Origin of the sequence: Xanthomonas fragariae (assembly GCF_900183975.1) — a bacterium.
In the GTDB taxonomy this organism is placed as follows: Bacteria; Pseudomonadota; Gammaproteobacteria; order Xanthomonadales; family Xanthomonadaceae; genus Xanthomonas; species Xanthomonas fragariae.
This window is the reverse complement of the sequence record NZ_LT853882.1, coordinates 3,111,121-3,126,758: the sequence shown is the minus strand read 5'-3', so window position 1 is coordinate 3,126,758 and position 15,638 is coordinate 3,111,121. Positions and strand designations below refer to the sequence as shown.

Annotated in this window: 12 protein-coding genes and 10 pseudogenes; 9 read left to right on the top strand and 13 right to left on the bottom strand. The window is 61.5% G+C overall.

What is annotated here, in order from left to right:
- Positions 1 to 10: 10 nt before the first annotated feature.
- The 4 genes from rpsD to PD885_RS14510 all read left to right on the top strand — a co-directional run bounded on the left by rpsD (position 11) and on the right by PD885_RS14510 (position 3,111).
- Complete coding sequence (gene rpsD / locus PD885_RS14525; RefSeq protein WP_002811641.1) at positions 11 to 637, top strand: 30S ribosomal protein S4; 627 nt, start codon at positions 11 to 13, stop codon at positions 635 to 637.
- Positions 638 to 690: 53 nt separating this feature from the next.
- Entirely contained in the window at positions 691 to 1,689 is a 999-nt protein-coding gene (locus PD885_RS14520; RefSeq protein WP_002811635.1) for a DNA-directed RNA polymerase subunit alpha, read from the top strand.
- Between the two features lie 185 nt (positions 1,690 to 1,874).
- Complete coding sequence (rplQ, locus tag PD885_RS14515) at positions 1,875 to 2,258, top strand: 50S ribosomal protein L17 (protein ID WP_002811593.1); 384 nt, start codon at positions 1,875 to 1,877, stop codon at positions 2,256 to 2,258.
- Positions 2,259 to 2,592: 334 nt separating this feature from the next.
- Positions 2,593 to 3,111, top strand: a complete 519-nt coding sequence (locus PD885_RS14510; protein ID WP_002811591.1) for a disulfide bond formation protein B — start codon at positions 2,593 to 2,595, stop codon at positions 3,109 to 3,111.
- A gap of 112 nt (positions 3,112 to 3,223) precedes the next feature.
- Here PD885_RS14510 and PD885_RS22140 read toward each other — a convergent pair.
- A pseudogene (locus PD885_RS22140) lies at positions 3,224 to 3,528 on the bottom strand (TonB-dependent receptor domain-containing protein); the annotation flags it as partial.
- Positions 3,529 to 3,636: 108 nt separating this feature from the next.
- Here PD885_RS22140 and PD885_RS22800 point away from each other — a divergent pair.
- Positions 3,637 to 3,845, top strand: a pseudogene (locus PD885_RS22800) (IS5/IS1182 family transposase); the annotation flags it as partial.
- A pseudogene (locus PD885_RS21465) lies at positions 3,839 to 4,265 on the top strand (IS5-like element IS1478 family transposase); the annotation flags it as partial. The pseudogenes PD885_RS22800 and PD885_RS21465, both read left to right, overlap by 7 nt.
- Here PD885_RS21465 and PD885_RS14495 read toward each other — a convergent pair.
- Positions 4,151 to 5,008: pseudogene (locus PD885_RS14495) on the bottom strand (IS5 family transposase). The pseudogenes PD885_RS21465 and PD885_RS14495 overlap by 115 nt on opposite strands.
- Between PD885_RS14495 and PD885_RS14490 the strand changes: the two are divergent.
- Positions 4,972 to 5,301: pseudogene (locus tag PD885_RS14490) on the top strand (carboxylesterase family protein); the annotation flags it as partial. The pseudogenes PD885_RS14495 and PD885_RS14490 overlap by 37 nt on opposite strands.
- Before the next feature lie 28 nt (positions 5,302 to 5,329).
- Here the strand turns inward: PD885_RS14490 and PD885_RS14485 are convergent.
- Positions 5,330 to 6,698, bottom strand: a pseudogene (locus PD885_RS14485) (IS5 family transposase).
- Positions 6,699 to 6,816: 118 nt separating this feature from the next.
- Between PD885_RS14485 and PD885_RS22135 the strand changes: the two are divergent.
- A pseudogene (locus PD885_RS22135) lies at positions 6,817 to 7,079 on the top strand (carboxylesterase); the annotation flags it as partial.
- A gap of 31 nt (positions 7,080 to 7,110) precedes the next feature.
- On the opposite strand, the gene PD885_RS14475 reads toward PD885_RS22135, so the two are convergent.
- From PD885_RS14475 to PD885_RS14455, 6 genes and pseudogenes are all read right to left on the bottom strand, one after another.
- Entirely contained in the window at positions 7,111 to 8,598 is a 1,488-nt protein-coding gene (locus PD885_RS14475) for a neprosin family prolyl endopeptidase (protein WP_157276335.1), read from the bottom strand.
- A 397-nt stretch (positions 8,599 to 8,995) separates the two neighbouring features.
- A pseudogene (locus PD885_RS22795) lies at positions 8,996 to 9,109 on the bottom strand (LacI family transcriptional regulator); the annotation flags it as partial.
- A 2-nt stretch (positions 9,110 to 9,111) separates the two neighbouring features.
- Positions 9,112 to 9,355 (bottom strand): annotated as a pseudogene (locus PD885_RS14470) (peptidase M28 family protein); the annotation flags it as partial.
- A gap of 110 nt (positions 9,356 to 9,465) precedes the next feature.
- Positions 9,466 to 9,897 carry a large-conductance mechanosensitive channel protein MscL gene (gene mscL, locus PD885_RS14465; protein WP_002811450.1) on the bottom strand — a complete coding sequence of 144 codons (432 nt, stop codon included), beginning with the start codon at positions 9,895 to 9,897 and terminating at the stop codon, positions 9,466 to 9,468.
- 60 nt (positions 9,898 to 9,957) lie between these two features.
- Positions 9,958 to 10,671, bottom strand: a complete 714-nt coding sequence (locus tag PD885_RS14460) for a fumarylacetoacetate hydrolase family protein (RefSeq protein WP_002811448.1) — start codon at positions 10,669 to 10,671, stop codon at positions 9,958 to 9,960.
- A 96-nt stretch (positions 10,672 to 10,767) separates the two neighbouring features.
- Entirely contained in the window at positions 10,768 to 11,043 is a 276-nt protein-coding gene (locus tag PD885_RS14455) for a hypothetical protein (RefSeq protein WP_002811446.1), read from the bottom strand.
- Between the two features lie 262 nt (positions 11,044 to 11,305).
- Between PD885_RS14455 and PD885_RS14450 the strand changes: the two are divergent.
- Positions 11,306 to 11,645, top strand: a pseudogene (locus PD885_RS14450) (Rieske (2Fe-2S) protein).
- 79 nt (positions 11,646 to 11,724) lie between these two features.
- On the opposite strand, the gene PD885_RS14445 reads toward PD885_RS14450, so the two are convergent.
- The 4 genes from PD885_RS14445 to thiS all read right to left on the bottom strand — a co-directional run bounded on the left by PD885_RS14445 (position 11,725) and on the right by thiS (position 15,619).
- Positions 11,725 to 13,587 (bottom strand): SLC13 family permease, encoded by a 1,863-nt coding sequence (locus PD885_RS14445; protein ID WP_002811440.1) that lies wholly within the window; start codon positions 13,585 to 13,587, stop codon positions 11,725 to 11,727.
- A 68-nt stretch (positions 13,588 to 13,655) separates the two neighbouring features.
- Positions 13,656 to 14,414, bottom strand: coding sequence for a tRNA (guanosine(46)-N7)-methyltransferase TrmB (gene trmB / locus PD885_RS14440; protein ID WP_002811438.1), 759 nt, complete (start codon positions 14,412 to 14,414; stop codon positions 13,656 to 13,658).
- 160 nt (positions 14,415 to 14,574) lie between these two features.
- Positions 14,575 to 15,369 (bottom strand): thiazole synthase, encoded by a 795-nt coding sequence (locus PD885_RS14435; RefSeq protein WP_002811436.1) that lies wholly within the window; start codon positions 15,367 to 15,369, stop codon positions 14,575 to 14,577.
- 49 nt (positions 15,370 to 15,418) lie between these two features.
- Positions 15,419 to 15,619, bottom strand: coding sequence for a sulfur carrier protein ThiS (gene thiS / locus PD885_RS14430; RefSeq protein ID WP_002811434.1), 201 nt, complete (start codon positions 15,617 to 15,619; stop codon positions 15,419 to 15,421).
- Positions 15,620 to 15,638: the final 19 nt, after the last annotated feature.

The window sequence follows — 15,638 nt, the reverse complement described above, 5'->3', positions numbered from 1 at the left end:
GCGATAAGAAATGGCTCGTTATATCGGTCCTACCTGCAAGCTCGCGCGCCGTGAAGGCGCTGACCTTTCCCTCAAGAGCCCGGCGCGCGCGCTGGACTCCAAATGCAAGCTTGAACAGAAGCCCGGCCAACACGGCGCGGCTCGCAAAGGCAAGCTCTCCGACTACGCTACCCAGCTGCGTGAAAAGCAGAAGGTCAAGCGTATCTACGGTTTGCTGGAACGTCAGTTCCGCAACTACTACAAGAAGGCCTCGACCAAGAAGGGCAACACCGGCGAGAACTTGCTGCAGTTGTTGGAAACCCGTCTGGACAACGTCTGCTACCGCATGGGCTTTGCCGTCACCCGTCCGGCCGCGCGCCAGTTGGTGTCCCACCGTGGCGTGCTAGTCAATGGCAAGTCGGTGAATCTGGCTTCGTACCAGATTAAGGCTGGCGATGCGATCACGCTGTCGGAAAAGGCACAGAAGCAGCTGCGCGTGCAGGAAGCCCTGACCGTGGCTGAGCAGCACGACATGACGCCGTCGTGGGTTGAAGTCGATTCGAAGAAGTTCAGCGGCGTGTTCAAGGCTGTTCCGGATCGCGCTGACCTGCCTTCGGATATCAACGAAGCGCTGATCGTCGAGTTGTATTCGAAGTAATTCACATTGGATAGCCTCCGGCACTGCCGGAGGTTCGCAGGAGACCCCGCAACATGACGGTTACCGCCAACCAGGTTCTGCGCCCACGTGGTCCGCAGATCGAACGTCTTACCGACAACCGCGCAAAGGTCGTGATCGAGCCGTTGGAGCGCGGTTACGGGCACACGCTGGGCAATGCCCTGCGTCGTGTGCTGTTGTCGTCGATCCCGGGTTTTGCGATCACCGAGGTCGAGATCGACGGCGTGCTGCACGAATACACCACGGTCGAAGGGCTGCAGGAAGACGTGCTTGACGTCCTGCTCAACCTGAAAGACGTGGCGATTCGTATGCACAGTGGCGACAGCGCGACGCTGTCGTTGTCCAAGCAGGGTCCGGGTACGGTCACTGCGGCTGACATTCGGACTGATCACAACGTTGAGATCATCAACGGCGACCACGTGATCTGCCACCTGACCAAAGATACGGCGTTGAATATGCGCCTGAAGATCGAGCGCGGTTTCGGCTACCAGCCGGCTGCTGCACGTCGTCGTCCAGACGAAGAGACCCGCACCATTGGTCGTCTGATGCTGGACGCGTCGTTCTCGCCAGTGCGTCGCGTCGCCTACGCGGTGGAAGCTGCACGCGTCGAGCAGCGTACCGACCTCGACAAACTGGTGATCGATATCGAGACCAACGGCACGATCGATGCCGAGGAAGCTGTGCGTACTGCTGCCGACATCCTCAGCGATCAGCTGTCGGTGTTCGGTGACTTCACCCACCGCGACCGGGGTGCGGCCAAGCCGGCTGCCAGCGGCGTGGATCCGGTGCTGCTGCGCCCGATCGACGACCTCGAGCTGACTGTGCGTTCGGCCAACTGCCTCAAGGCCGAGAGCATCTACTACATCGGCGATCTAATTCAGAAGACCGAAGTGGAACTGCTCAAGACGCCGAATCTTGGCAAGAAGTCGCTGACCGAAATCAAGGAGGTGCTTGCCCAGCGCGGCCTTGCATTGGGCATGAAGCTGGAGAACTGGCCGCCGGCCGGTGTCGCCCAGCACGGCATGCTTGGTTAATTAATGCATCAAGGCATGGGCGTCTTCGGGCGCCCATGCTGTTTTTTCCACGTCGACGGGCCAAAGCCCGCGGTGACATCCGGTCAAAGGAGGGCCGGCTCGGACCAACCGCAGTCCATTCAGCAGCGCCAGGATGGCGACAACGTCTCTACAGTAGTCTCAATATTCTTCAGGAAATCACACTCATGCGTCACCAGAAATCCGGTCGTAAGTTCAACCGCACCAGCGCACATCGCGAAGCCATGTTCCGCAATATGGCCGCTTCGCTGTTCAAGCACGAGCTGATCAAGACCACCTTGCCCAAGGCCAAGGAATTGCGTCGCGTCGCCGAGCCGCTGATCACCATCGGCAAGATCGATGGCGTTGCCAATCGTCGTCTGGCGTTTGCGCGCCTGCGCGACAAGGAAGCAGTGGGCAACCTGTTCGTCGAACTGGGCCCGCGTTATGCGACCCGTCCCGGCGGTTACCTGCGCATCCTGAAAGCAGGCTTCCGTGCTGGTGACAATGCTCCGATGGCATACGTCGAGCTGGTCGACCGTCCGGTCTTCGCCGAGGAAGTGGCCGAGTAATCGGTTCGCTCTTCGTACAGATTCTCGAAAAAGCCCGGCTCGCGCCGGGTTTTTTTATTGGCAGTGTCGAATGTGGGTGGATGGTCGAGGCGTGTATATCGAAGAAGTCGTTCAACCAATGCGATATGGCAGTAGGGCGAGTGGACGTATGATTTCTGTTGTGTCGTGCTGTTGTTGCTGGATGCTGCAGCAAAACAAGAGACGCGGTAAAGGCCGCTGCGTCAGACGTGCCAAGGGCGCTTAGCGGCATGCGCCCCGGCAGCCCCGAGCATCCATGGTCATGGCAGCGCAGATGGCTGATAATTGGTTGCTTGGTCCTAGGCAAGCGGTAACGATGAATCCATTCCGTTGGGGTTTTCGCGCGCGGTTTTTGTCGGGCTTTCTTGCATGCGCTGGACTGCTGGCCTATGCGATCTATGTGCAATTGCATCTTGGACTTGAGCCGTGTCCGTTGTGCATTTTCCAGCGGATCGCGTTTGCGGCGCTGGCAGTATTTTTCCTGTTGGGCGCATTGCATGGACCGCGAGCCGCAAGCACGCGGAAGGTCTATAGCGTGCTGAGCTTCATTGCTGCTGTCGTGGGCGTGGGCATCGCTGCACGGCATGTCTGGGTGCAGATCCGGCCCAAGGACATGATGTCTTCGTGCGGGCCGCCGCTGAGCTTTTTGGGCGAGACGATGGGGCCGTTCGAAGTGTTCCGCACTGTGCTGACCGGCACCGGTGACTGCGGCAATATCGACTGGCGCTTCTTGGGCCTGAGTATGCCGATGTGGAGCATGGTGTGGTTTGTGGCGCTGGCGCTGTGGGCGCTGTACGCCGGGTTCAAGGCACGGCGTAGTTCGGTGCATCACTGAGTCGGTGAAAGGCTTCCGTCGCGTAGACGGAAGCGGTACGAAACTGCGCAATGAATCCAGCAGTAGGAGGGACCGGATGACCAAGTCCATCCTGCTGTTCCTCCAGCCTCCATCAGAAGTCCTGCTGCAGGCTGATGTGGCGCCACAGTCTGGTGCCCATTGCGGCGCGAATACGCCGATGCCACCGCCATCGCGCAGCTGGGTAGGCTGCAATCGAGCACGTTGAGGACTGCCAGTTGCGCATGCAGCGGGTGCGTGCCGAGCCCGGAGTAGTCCTCGGCGCTCAGGTTCAACTGGAAGTACGAGGGCAACTCGCCTCCGTTGGGCACAGTGGTCGGTATCGGTGCGCAAACCACTGCCGTACAACTAGTTGGTCCCGATCCTTCTGCTGTCGCCGACGGCGTAATTGGTCATCCCTAAAAAACCCTCAATACCCAATCACCGCAACGCTTTATAGGCCGCACAGGTGTGCCAGAACTGCCGGTTTTCGCAACGCTGAGGTCTGGTTTCTGGCCGTTGCCGCCCATGCGTACACGCCGTGCTGCTGCTGAGCGCATCTGCGCCGACGAGTTGTTCCGTTCGCGGCTGCAGAACCAGATCGACCTGCGTCATCCGTTGGCGCAATTGAGCCGACGGATGCCGTGGGCCGCGTTGGAACAGGCGCTTTTGCCGCGCTTGCCGGCCACTGCGGCTGCTGGCGGGGCAGGCCAACACTAACGGCGCGCTTGAACGCACAGTGCAGGGACGAGTCGTGCGCGACATCGAACACAAGCTCGATCAGGTAGACATCGACGTGCGCGAGCGCATCGCTGTGCGGTTGCAACGCGCACAACAGGTGCTTGCGCAACGTCCCAAAGACAAACGACAACTCGACGCATTGCATACGCCGGAAGAGGCCAAGACCCTGACGCGACGGCAATGGCGCTGGATCAAACGGCGTTAGGCAGTGGAACCGGCGATCGGACATTTGAAAGACCACTGCCGGTTGCGTCGTTGCAGGCGCAACAGCGCCCAAGGCGATGCGCTGCACGTGCTCCGGCTACAACTTGCGTTGGCTGATGCGCTGGATCGCGTTTTTGCGTGCCTGGATCCGGGCAATGGGATGGCCATCCTTGAGCGCCGTGCACCGATCACTGCTGGAGATTGGTATTTGAAGGGGGTTTTTCAGGGACGACCGACTATGAGATACCTCGACCACCCAGCGCCTGGCCTTGTTTTTCGAATCGCGCCGTTTGGTGTCGGCTGCCTTGCGCCGGTCAACAACATGAGGGATGTAACCGCGGTCCTAGATGGTGCGAAGGTGTGCCGCGCCACGATAGCCCGCGTGTTGGCTTCGCCGGTGTTGCGGGTTCTTGCGCTTGACGACAATGGCGTTGAGCACCTCATCAAGCCGCTTGCAGTCAGGGGCGTTGGCCCCGGTCACGACGATCGACAACGGAACGCCACGGCCGTCCACCAGCAGGTGGCGCTTGCTGCTTTTTTCCACGATCCGTTGGGTTGGGCCCCGCGGCCTGCTGTGCCAGCGACGCCTTCATCATCGCGCCGTCCACGCTCTGCCAGCGCCAAGCAATGCCCCGCATCTGGTCGTACTCGGCCAGGCCCGCTTTCCACAGCACCTCAAAGAAGCCCGCAGCTTCCCATTCCAGCAAGCGCTTATGGATGGCGCTTGCGCTGCCGAAGCGTTCCTTAGACAGCCACCTTCCAGTGGCAGCTGGTGCGCAGCACATAGACGATGGCCTCCAACACCAGTCGAGACGGCCTCGCAGATCGGTCTGCACCGGTAGACCCTGTCAGCCACTGCACGCGCAGGAATCAGCGGTTCCACCCGCTGCCAGAACTCATCGCTTACCACCCAGGACGCTCGGGAATTACACCTTGCTCGATCAAATCGCTGCACTGCAATGGTGGCGCGACAACATCGGGCAGGTTGGTGGCGATCCTGCGCGAGTCACTATTGCCGGGCAATCGGCCGGTGCTCAGGACTTGGATTTGTTGATGCTCGGCCCGTTCGCGCGCGGCCTGTTTTCCGCAGCGATCGAGCAGAGCGGCACTACCTACTTCGGGCTGCCGGCACGCAGCCTGGAAGGCAACCGTGCGCTGAGTGTCAGCATCGCCAAACGTGCAGACATCGATGATCCCGCAACGCGGCGGATGCAACTGTGTGCGCTGCCGGTCGAGCAATTGCTCAAGTTGGATAGTCGTCCCTGAAAAATCCCCTTCAAGCGCCAAGTGCCGTCGGTGACAGCTGCACGGCACTCAAGGATGACCATCCCATCGCCCGCATCCAGGCACGCAAAAACGCGATCCAGCGCAGCAGCCAACGCAGGTTGTAGCCGGCGGCGCAGCCGAGCACGTGCAGCGCATCGCCTTGGGCACCTTTCAGCCTGCAGCGACGCAACCGGCAGTCGTCTTTCAGATGTCCGATCACCGGCTCCACTGCCTGCCGTCGCTTGATCCAGCGCCATTGCCGTCGCGTCAGCGTCTTGGCCTTGCCGCGATGCAGGGACCTGCACGCCATCGACTTCGCGCCCGCGATCGCCCAGGTCCACGATCGCCACCGTCGGTTCTACGCTCACATCCTGCAGCAACCCGCGTGTCTGCTCCAGCTGCTCGGCCAAGGTATCGCCGTCGTACGGGTTGCCCGGGAAGCTGCGCGCACCCACGACCAATCCCTTGCAGGCGGTGACCGCAATGCCGACCTTGACGCCGAATTCGTACGCTTGACGCGCCTTGCCCTTGCCGATGCATTCCACTTCCGGGGCATGCAATGCGTAGAGTTTTTGTTTGTCCTTCGGACGCTGCGTGTACAGCCGTTGCGCACGTTCCAGCCAGATAGCGATGCGCTCGCGCACGCCGGTGTTTACCTGATCGAGTTTGCGTTGGATGTCGCGCAACACCCGCCCCAATACCGTGCGTTGACGTCGCAGGACGCGCTGCATCCGCTTGAACTGGCGCGCATGCGCATACCGACCTGCCTTGCGGCTCAGGGCCGGGCCTTGCCGCGCGTAGCTCTGCCGCAATCCGATGCCGTGCCGCTTGGCCAGTAACACCAGCTTCTTGCGTGCCACCTCCAGCAAACGGCTGTCGGTCGGATAGGCGATCGCCTTTTCCTGCACCGTGGTGTCCACGATCACCCGCGACAACTCGCGTGCGTCCACCGCCTGCATCGCATGCGCGGCGTTGATGGTGTGCGCCAGCAGCTCTTCCATCCCGGCCTCACCCAGGCGCTACCGCCAGCGCGTCAGCGAGCTGGCATCGCACGGCAAACGCGTCTGGAACACGACCTCACCGGTGAAGAACTGCCAGTACGGATTCTCCAACCAGCGCTCGCACACCGCTTCATCGGACAGGTCGTAGGCGTGTTTGAGGTAGAGCAAACCGGCAATCAGTCGCACCGGCAATGCCGGCCGACCGCCACCGGCCTGGGTGGCCGGCAAGCGCGATGAAAGTGCTTGCTCCAACGCCGTCCACGGCATCCGTTGGCTCAGCCGCGCCAGCGGATGACGCAGATCGATCTGGTTCTCCAGCCGCGAACGAAACAACTCGTCGGCAGGCATGTGCTCGGCAGCAGGACGGCGTGTACGCATGAGTGAAAATTGCCAGAAACCAGCCTTCAGCGTAGCGAACACTGGTAGTTCTGGCACGCCGGTGCAGACATCAAGGCCTTGCGGTCGTTGGGTGGTTGGGGTTTTTCAGGGGCGACTGGATAACGCCGCGCCGGGCGGCCAGGTGACGCATAGCGCCGAGCTGCCGTTCCTGTTCAAGGATTTCCGGCCGGCCAACTGCCGGTGAGTCTGCAGCGTTATTGGGCTGCGTTCGTGCAGCGTGGCAACCCGAATGCCAAGGGCTTGCCGTCATGGCCGGTGTTTGCGCCCATACACGCGGCGGCATTGCGGTTCACTGCCAGTGGAATGCAACACCTCAAGGATGCACGTCTTGCCGTGTGTGCAGGCGTGGATTTGCTATAGTGGATCGCGCGCACTCAAACAGTACGCACGATCAACTCAACTCAACGTGCGCAGCCGGCCCACCGAAGTAGAAGCCACCGTTCTGCATTTCCGGCGACAACGTGGTGCGGGTGATGCCTGCGCTCAATGCATACGGATAGGCGTAGCCTGCAATCGCCAGCGTGTAGCACGACGGGCGCAACACATCCAGCGAAGACAGGCGCTGCACGGGATGGGCTGTCATTGCCGCATCGCGGTAGAAGTGGTTGGCCTGGAACGCGGCCTGGCGATAGCCTGCTGCTGCGAACTGGCAACTCCCCATGCGCGGACTCGCCGCACCGCTATCGGTCGAGATTTCGCCACCTGCGCTCACATACGCAACACGCCCATTGGCTAGATCGCCCGAATACAACGCCGCATTGTAATAGCCAATCCACTCGCCATCCAGGCGCAGCCACCAGTTGCCGTCTGTGTTGCGTTGAAACTCCACGCCTAGCATGGTCTGCTTGCTGCCTGCAGTACTGAATCCGGCGGCTGGTTGAGCGCCTAAGACATGTTGTGTGCTGGTCTGCACGAAATCGCTGCAATCCAGATTATGGCAACCGGTCTTGACGTACCCGTCCTGGGTGGAATACACGAAGATGATCGGCTTGTTGCCCCAGCCCGCGGCAGGTTGTATCTCCCAGCCTACTTCAAGCGTTTGCGTTTGCTTGCTTGCGCTTTCACCAACGATCCATATCTGGCTGATGGTTTGCATCTCGTCGGCATTGCGTAATGCAGGCGCCCACAGATTGATGTCGGCCCCTGCGCCTGTGACTGATGTGCCGGCGGTATCCAGGAAGACGGAGGAATAGAAATGCGTGTCGGACGCTGCGGCAGGGGCAACTGCCGCTGGCGCAGCAGAGACAGGCCGTGCGTTTGCATGCAGAAAGGCGTTCAAGTCCGCATGGCGGGTGAGATCAGTAATTCCAATACGCTGCAACGGGATCGTTCCTGCAGCGCAGCGCTGTGGAACTGAGCCCGATCCGCTTGGTGTCTTGAATGACGCGATGTTTGGCGGCTGCGCGATATGGCTGTCGTTGCGTAGACCCGGTTGCTGTGCCTGAGGAATGCAGTCGAACACCTGCGTGCCCTGGTGCAAGCTGCTGACCACGGTCAGCCCGTTGTAGCGATTGAACAGATAGCGTTGCATTTCGGCGAACGCGGTCTGATCGGCGACCTTGGACGTTGCGTCACGCGTGGCGTAACTGACTTGCGCCTGCGCATCCAGAAACTGCTTGAAATCGCGCGTAACCTGCGGGAATGCGCGCGACGCCGAGGTGGTGCTGCGTTGTACGGTGTCGGCTTGGCCGGCCGCCACGCGCGCAGTTGCCGGCGTCCGCAGCAACGGCGGCATCAGCGTATCGATGTTGCGATCGCGGATTGCCGAAATCGAGGGCGGCAGCAGCGTGGCTGCAACGCTGGCGGGAGCGATTGCGCAAACGAAGAGCGCAGCAATAGGGCGGGCGATCGACATCGCTCGGTTGAAACGGAAGGTCATGCGTGTTTTTTCCTGGCGCCGGAACGAGACTGCCTGCACGTGGCGCACAATGCAGGGCAATACCGTCAGTATGCAGGTGTGGGTGATGCTCGCGGTTGCCAACGCGCAGCCAGAGGCAAACCTCCATGGCGTGACATCAGGCACACGCCAAGCGCAATGCGGCAAGCGGAGGCCGTGTTGCCGGTCATGCACACTCTTGCGATCGTAAGGCAGGCGCATTCGCATCGATGCGGGAAGCGTCTTCATCTAGCGGGTAAATCCTTCCAGTGCATCTGCGGCCGTGCAGCCATCCATCCGGCACAGCACGACAAAACGCGTGTTGCGCTCCACCAATGTGCCAGGGCAGGAACGATTGAACATCTCCTTGATCAGGTCGCCATTCCCAATGGACTGGAACCAACGGCGGCGGCAGGATCACGCTGTCCACGCCGGCAGCGAGTAGACCTTCGGCGGCAGCACGTTGGCTGCGGATGGCGCCGCATTTTTTTACCAGCACTTGGCTGCCATTGAGGCATACGCGATGCTTGGCGGTGCGAGCACCTCGGCAATCTTCTGCGTCGCCGCGCGCGAGGCTTCCGCCGCCGCAGAGCCGGTGTTGAACGCATGAATGCGCCCGACACCGAAGTTGTTCTCTGCGCCGATCTGGTGCAGCGCCAGATCCTTGGCATCCTTGCCGTACGTAAGCGGCATGCGCCTTACCGCCGTACTCGCCTTGCTCTTCGTTGGCGAAGGCCACCAAGCGGATGGCGCGCTTGGGCACCGCACTACCAAGAACTTATCGGCGCGAGGTCCGCCGTCCGCGTGCGAAACGTCACCCTTCTGCGCGACGTCGTGACGACTTTGGATATGTTCGCTTGCTATATCTGTTTACAGCGCGCCCGGCGGCTTGAGCGTGTCGTTCTTGAGCGAGTCGCGAATCTCACGCAGCAACAGCACTTCTTCGCTTGGGCCTTTCGGTGCATCCGGCTTGCGCTGGGTGATGCGGTTAACCAACTTGACGACCAGGAAGATCGCAAAGGCAATGATCAGGAACTGCACAACGGTGTTGATGAAATCGCCATAGCCGATGGCGACCGCCGGGATTTCCTTGCCGGTGGCATCCACGCCGGCTGGCTTGAGCACCCACGCCAAGCGCGAGAAATCCACATTGCCGATGGCCCAACCGATCGGCGGCATGATGATCTTCTCCACCAGCGCGGTGATGATCTTGCCGAACGCCGCACCGATGACCACACCGACCGCCAGGTCGATGACGTTGCCGCGCATCGCGAATTGCTTGAATTCGCTGACCATTCCCATATCGCACTCCAGATGCGGTCGCGGACCGACTGCCGCGGCAAGATCGTAGCGGGTCCGATGTCAGCCCGCGATGATGCCGTGGCGCTCGGCGACGTTTTCCAGGCGGGCACTGAATTGATCGCCAGGCAGCAACGGACCGACACCGGCCGGTGTGCCCATGAAAATCAGATCGCCTGCGCGTAACGCATAGAGTTTGGAGAGCTCATGCAGGATCTCCGGCACGTTCCAGATCATCTGATCCAGCAACGACTGCTGACGCACCTGGCCATTGACCTCCAGCGACAGGTTCAACGCCTCCAGTGCACCGACTTCGCCGGCATGTACCAACTCGCTGATCGGCGCGGAACGATCGAAGCCCTTGGCGATATCCCATGGCAGGCCTTTGGCCTTGGCAGCCGCCTGCAAATCGCGGCGAGTCAGGTCCAGGCCCACACCGTAGCCGTAGATCAAGCGCTCGGCCTGGTCCACCGGCAACTCGCCTGCGGGCGCATCGCAGCCCAATGCCACCACCAGCTCCACTTCGTGGTGCAGTTCCTTGGTGCCGGGCGGGTAGGGGATGTGGTCGCCGTGACCAACCACGATCGCATCGGCAGGCTTCATGAAAAAGGTCGGCTGGCCGCGCTCGGCTTTCGATACCGGCGCAGTGGCGCCCATCTCGCGCGCGTGGTCGGCAAAGTTGCGGCCAACACAGTAGATGCGATGCACCGGAAAGCTGCCGCCACCAACCATCGGAATACGCGGAACATCGGCGGCGGGAAACACATCGTGGGTCATGCGTGCATCCTCAAGAAACCGGACGCGTTAGTCTAGCCGTTTGGCTGGATATGCATTTGGTTGTCTATGACGGAACCGCCATGCGCGCAGCGTCGCTCAGTTCGACAACGGCAACGCGGACTTGCGCACCACGTGGTAGTCGGCCTCGACCACGCGCGTCTGTTGTGGCGTGCGGCGGTTAGACTTGCTCAACACCTTCCAGGCGATGCCGCCTAGGATCATCGCCGCGCCAACGAACACGCTGAAGAAAATCAATACCGCAAGGATGGCCAGACCAGCCAAGCCGGCGGCGACGCGCACCAACGGGTGACGTGGCTTGCGCGGCGCAAACAGATGGTGGAGGTTGCCGAAATGGGAGATGCGTGCAGGCATGGCGGTGGGCTGCCGGGCAGGAAACAATCTCGCAGTATCGTTGCGGTTTCATGTCTTTGAGTGAAAAGTTCGTTAAGTTAATCTTCACTCTGCTAGAGGGATTACGTATCCTGCGCAGATCAGACAGGCCATTTTTTGTTGTGGCCGGTTGCAGGCAGGGCGTATTTTCTCCGGCACGCGCGCTTGCCGTGCCGCAGCCGCTTCGCATTGAGCGCGAAAGACGCATGCCACAATCGAGATCCATCGCTGATCAGCAGCCTCCATGTCCTCGTCATCGCCCACCACGCTCGCCGAGTTGGCGCAGATTCCCGACGCCGGATTCCGGAAGTCGACGCAGTGTGGAATGGCTGCGTCGAGTCGCTGTTGCTGTATCGCGAAGGCGCGCAGGTGCGTGCCTGGTTGAAATCTGCCCGCATGCTGGCCGCCGCCTGGATTGGGCGCCGGGACAGTTCCTCAAGACCAAGGGGGGCCACTTGGTCTGCGCCGCGCACGGCGCTGCATTCGAGCTTAGCAGTGGTGAATGCATCAGCGGCCCGTGCCGCGGTCAATCGCTGCTGACGGTGCCGGTGCGCATTGAGGGAGAGCACGTATTGCTTGGATAGGTTGCCGATATGAATGGATGTCGATCATCCATCTGCGCACACATTCGCGCCTGCCGCTACTGCCGATCAAGACGCCGACTCAGCGTGCCGCCCACCAGAACATCAGGTTGATCATCGACACCATCACCACGATGTAGATCAGCGACAGCGGCGCGCCCACGCGCCACAACGCGCGCGGTTGATAGTTGGCCGGGCCAGCCACCATCGAGATCACTGGGTTGGACGCGGTCATCAGATTGTTGGATGCCGACAACGCCACGATCAGTCCGAACGCAGTCGGATTGCCATTGGCCGCCAGCGCCAGATTGACCGCGATCGGCACCATCACGATGGTCGCGCCGACATGGCTGATCACCAGCGAGAACGCGGTAGTCAGCAACGCCAGGCTGATTTCCAGCACCCACACCGGGATGCCTTCGGGCAGGCGGTCGATGGTGTGGCCGGCCACCCAGGCTGCAGTGCCGCTGCTGTCCATCGCCCAGCCGAGCGGAATCAGCCCGGCCATCATGAAGATGGTCTTCCAGTTGATCGACGCATAGGCCTCATCCATGTGCAACACGCCGCTGACCAGCATGCAGGCCACGCCGGTCATCAGCGTCAACGCCACCGGCAAGTGCGAGGTGAGCGCGACTAGGATGGTGAAGGCGAAGATCGCCATCGCGATCTTGAATTTGTGCGGGCGCTGCTCGCCTTTGGGAAAGTCGGTGACCGGCACGAAGTCGTGGCTTTCCGCCGCCTGCGCCAGATCCTGCCAGATACTGTGGAAGACCAGCATGTCGCCGGCACGCAGCGGCACGTTACGTACGTCCTCGCGTATCACCTGTTTGTCGCGGTTGATCGCCAGCAGGCTGATGCCGCTTTGCTTGCGCAGGCGCAATTCGCCGGCGCTCTTGCCGATCAGCCGCGAGTTGGGCGGGATCAGCGCCTCGGAAATACCGGCCAGGCTGGGGTTGAACAAATCGCCCAGGTTGCGCAGGCGCGAGGACATGCGCAGAAATTGGTTTTGCGCAAAATCGGCCACTTCCTGGCGCGGCCCCATCGCACCGAGCACGCTGCCGACCCAGATGCGCATGTCGGCCGGCGGCGCCAGGCGGGTGTCGTTCCCGGTCTTGAGCGCAAGTAGCAGAGGCGCATCGTGCAGCGCTTCGGCTTCGCCCAGAGTCATGCCGACCAACGGGCTTTCGGCGGTGACGATGAGTTCGAACACGTCGCCCTCGATGCCGTAGGTCTTGGCGAAATAGCTTTCGGTGCGCGATGGCGTGACGCCTTCGTTGATCAATCGCTCTTCTTCCATCAGCTTGCGGTCGCCGTAAAAACGGAAGTACAGCAGTGCCGCGATCAGCAACGCCACACCGATGGGCAGCGGCGCGAACATCGTTAACGGCTCGATGCTGGCCATGCCCGAGGGCAGGTTGTTGTTGGCCGAGACCAGCAGATCGTTGAGCAGGATCAGCGGCGAATTACCCACCATGGTGAGCGCACCGCCCATCACAATGGCTGCGGCGATCGGCAGCAACATGCGCTGCAAGGTGAGGCCGGTGCGTGTGGCCAGCCGTGAGGCGACTGGCAGATACAAGGCCATCACCGACGGGTTCTGCATGAACGACGAGTTCAAGCCGGAGATGGCCAATGTCATCATCATCAAGCGTTGTTCGCTGCCATGCGAACGCCGCAGCAACCAGGTCGCCAACCGATTCAACGCACCGGTGCGCTCCAGCCCCGCGCCCAGAATGGTGGTAGCGATGATGCTCATTACCGCATTACCAGAAAAACCACCGAACAGTTCTTCCGGCGCAACCAGCCCGGTGACACCCAACACCACCAACACGATCAACGCCACCACGTCGGCGCGGATACGCTCGAACAAAAACATCGCCATCGTGAAACCTACCAGCCCGAGGACGAGCTTCATATCAGTGGTCAGCGTCAGCGCGGTGTCCATTGGGGGCAGGGATTCGGAAGTGGGGATGCGTAAGGCGACGACGGCGTTCAGTATGCGGGGAAGCGCTTTTACAAATCCCGAATCCCCCCTCCCGAATCGCGGTCGTGCAGCAGATCCCACACGCCATGGCCGAGTTTCTGGCCGCGGCTTTCGAAGTGGGTCTGCGGGCGCCAGGCGGGGCGTTCGACGTGGCCGCGTGGGCCGGCGCGATTGACCAGGCCGGCGGTGGCGTCGAGCACGTCCCACATTTGCTCGGCGTAGTCGGCCCAGTCGGTGGCCGTGTGCAAGCGGCCGCCATCGCGCAGCTTGCGCACCAGCAGTTGCGCAAACGCAGGCTGGATCAGACGGCGCTTGTTGTGGCGCTTTTTATGCCATGGATCCGGGAAATAGATGCGCACTTCGTCCAGGGCGCCATCGGCTATCTCATGCGCGAGCACTTCTACCGCATCGTGGTGATACAGGCGTACATGCGTGCTGCCATCGTCGTCCAAGGCATTGAGCAGCCGGCCGACCCCTGGTGCATGCACCTCGATGCCGATGTAATCGCGGCTGGGATCTTGCTGCGCGGCAAAGCGCAACGCTGCACCATTGCCAAAACCAATCTCCAGTACCCTGGGCGCCGCACGGCCGAAGGCCGCATCCAGATCGCGCGGCGTGCCGGTGTAGTCCAGGCCGAAGCGCGGCCACAACGCATCGAACGCACGCTGCTGCGCCGATGTGAAGCGGCCCTGGCGCAACACGAAGCTACGCACCTGCCGGCGCCCCTCTTCGATGGTGAAGGGCTTGGGCGGCATCTTGGCGCCGGCGCTGGTGAAAGGATCAGTCATGAAAGTCGGTCATGTCAGACGATAAAAGCCCCTCTCCAACGAGAGATGGGTTGGCGTGAGGGTGCGCCCGCAGACGCGCGCAGTCGAGCAACGGCAGCATCCGACACGAGGCAATGCCAATCACACCTCATCGAATACAACGCCAATTCAAAACACCCACTCATCCAATCACACCATCGATCGGACTGGATGCCGACGCATACCGCTTGCGTGGAATCCGCCCGGCCAGAAACGCCTCGCGCCCCGCCTCGATCGCCTTGCGCATCGCACTCGCCATCAGAATCGGATTGCGCGCTCCGGCAATGGCGGTATTCATCAGTACGCCGTCGCAGCCCAGCTCCATCGCGATCGCCGCATCGGAGGCCGTGCCAACGCCGGCGTCAACAATGATCGGCACCTTGGCATTTTCGATGATTTCCAGCAGGTTGTACTTATTCTGGATGCCCAGGCCCGAGCCGATCGGCGCGGCCAGCGGCATCACCGCCACGCAGCCGATCTCTTCCAGCCGCTTGGCCAGGATCGGATCGTCTGAGGTATAAACCATCACTTCGAAGCCATCGGCGACCAGTTGCTCGGCGGCCTTGAGGGTCTGCACCACGTCCGGGTACAGCGTGCGCTCGTCGCCGAGCACTTCCAGCTTGGTGAGGTTGTGGCCGTCCAGCAGCTCGCGCGCCAGCCGGCAGGTGCGCACTGCATCGTCGGCGGTGTAACAGCCGGCGGTGTTGGGCAGCAGCGTATAGCGATTCGGCGGCAGCACGTCGAGCAGGCTGGGTGCGTTCGGGTCCTGGCCGATGTTCACCCGGCGGATCGCCACGGTGATGATCTGCGCAGCAGCCGCTTCTGTGGCCAGGCGGGTTTCGTCCAGATCCTTGAACTTGCCGGTGCCGGTCAGCAGGCGCGAGCGATACGGTTTGCCGGCGATGACCAGCGCATCTGAGGGGGCGGGATTCGTCATCGGGCAATTATCACCGATCGGGCGCAAATGCGCCGATCTGCGCGCGGCATCAACCGCCGCCCAGCGCGTGCACGATCTCCACTACATCGCCCTCGCGTAGATGGTGGGTGGCATGCCGTCCACGCGACACGATTTCGCCATTAACTTCGACCGCGACGCGTCGTTGTGCCAAGCCTTCCTGCTCCAGCAAGCTGGCCAGTAGCAAGTTTTCAGGAATGTCGCGCGGGCTACCGTTGAGTTTGATGTTCATGCCATCATTGTTGCATCGC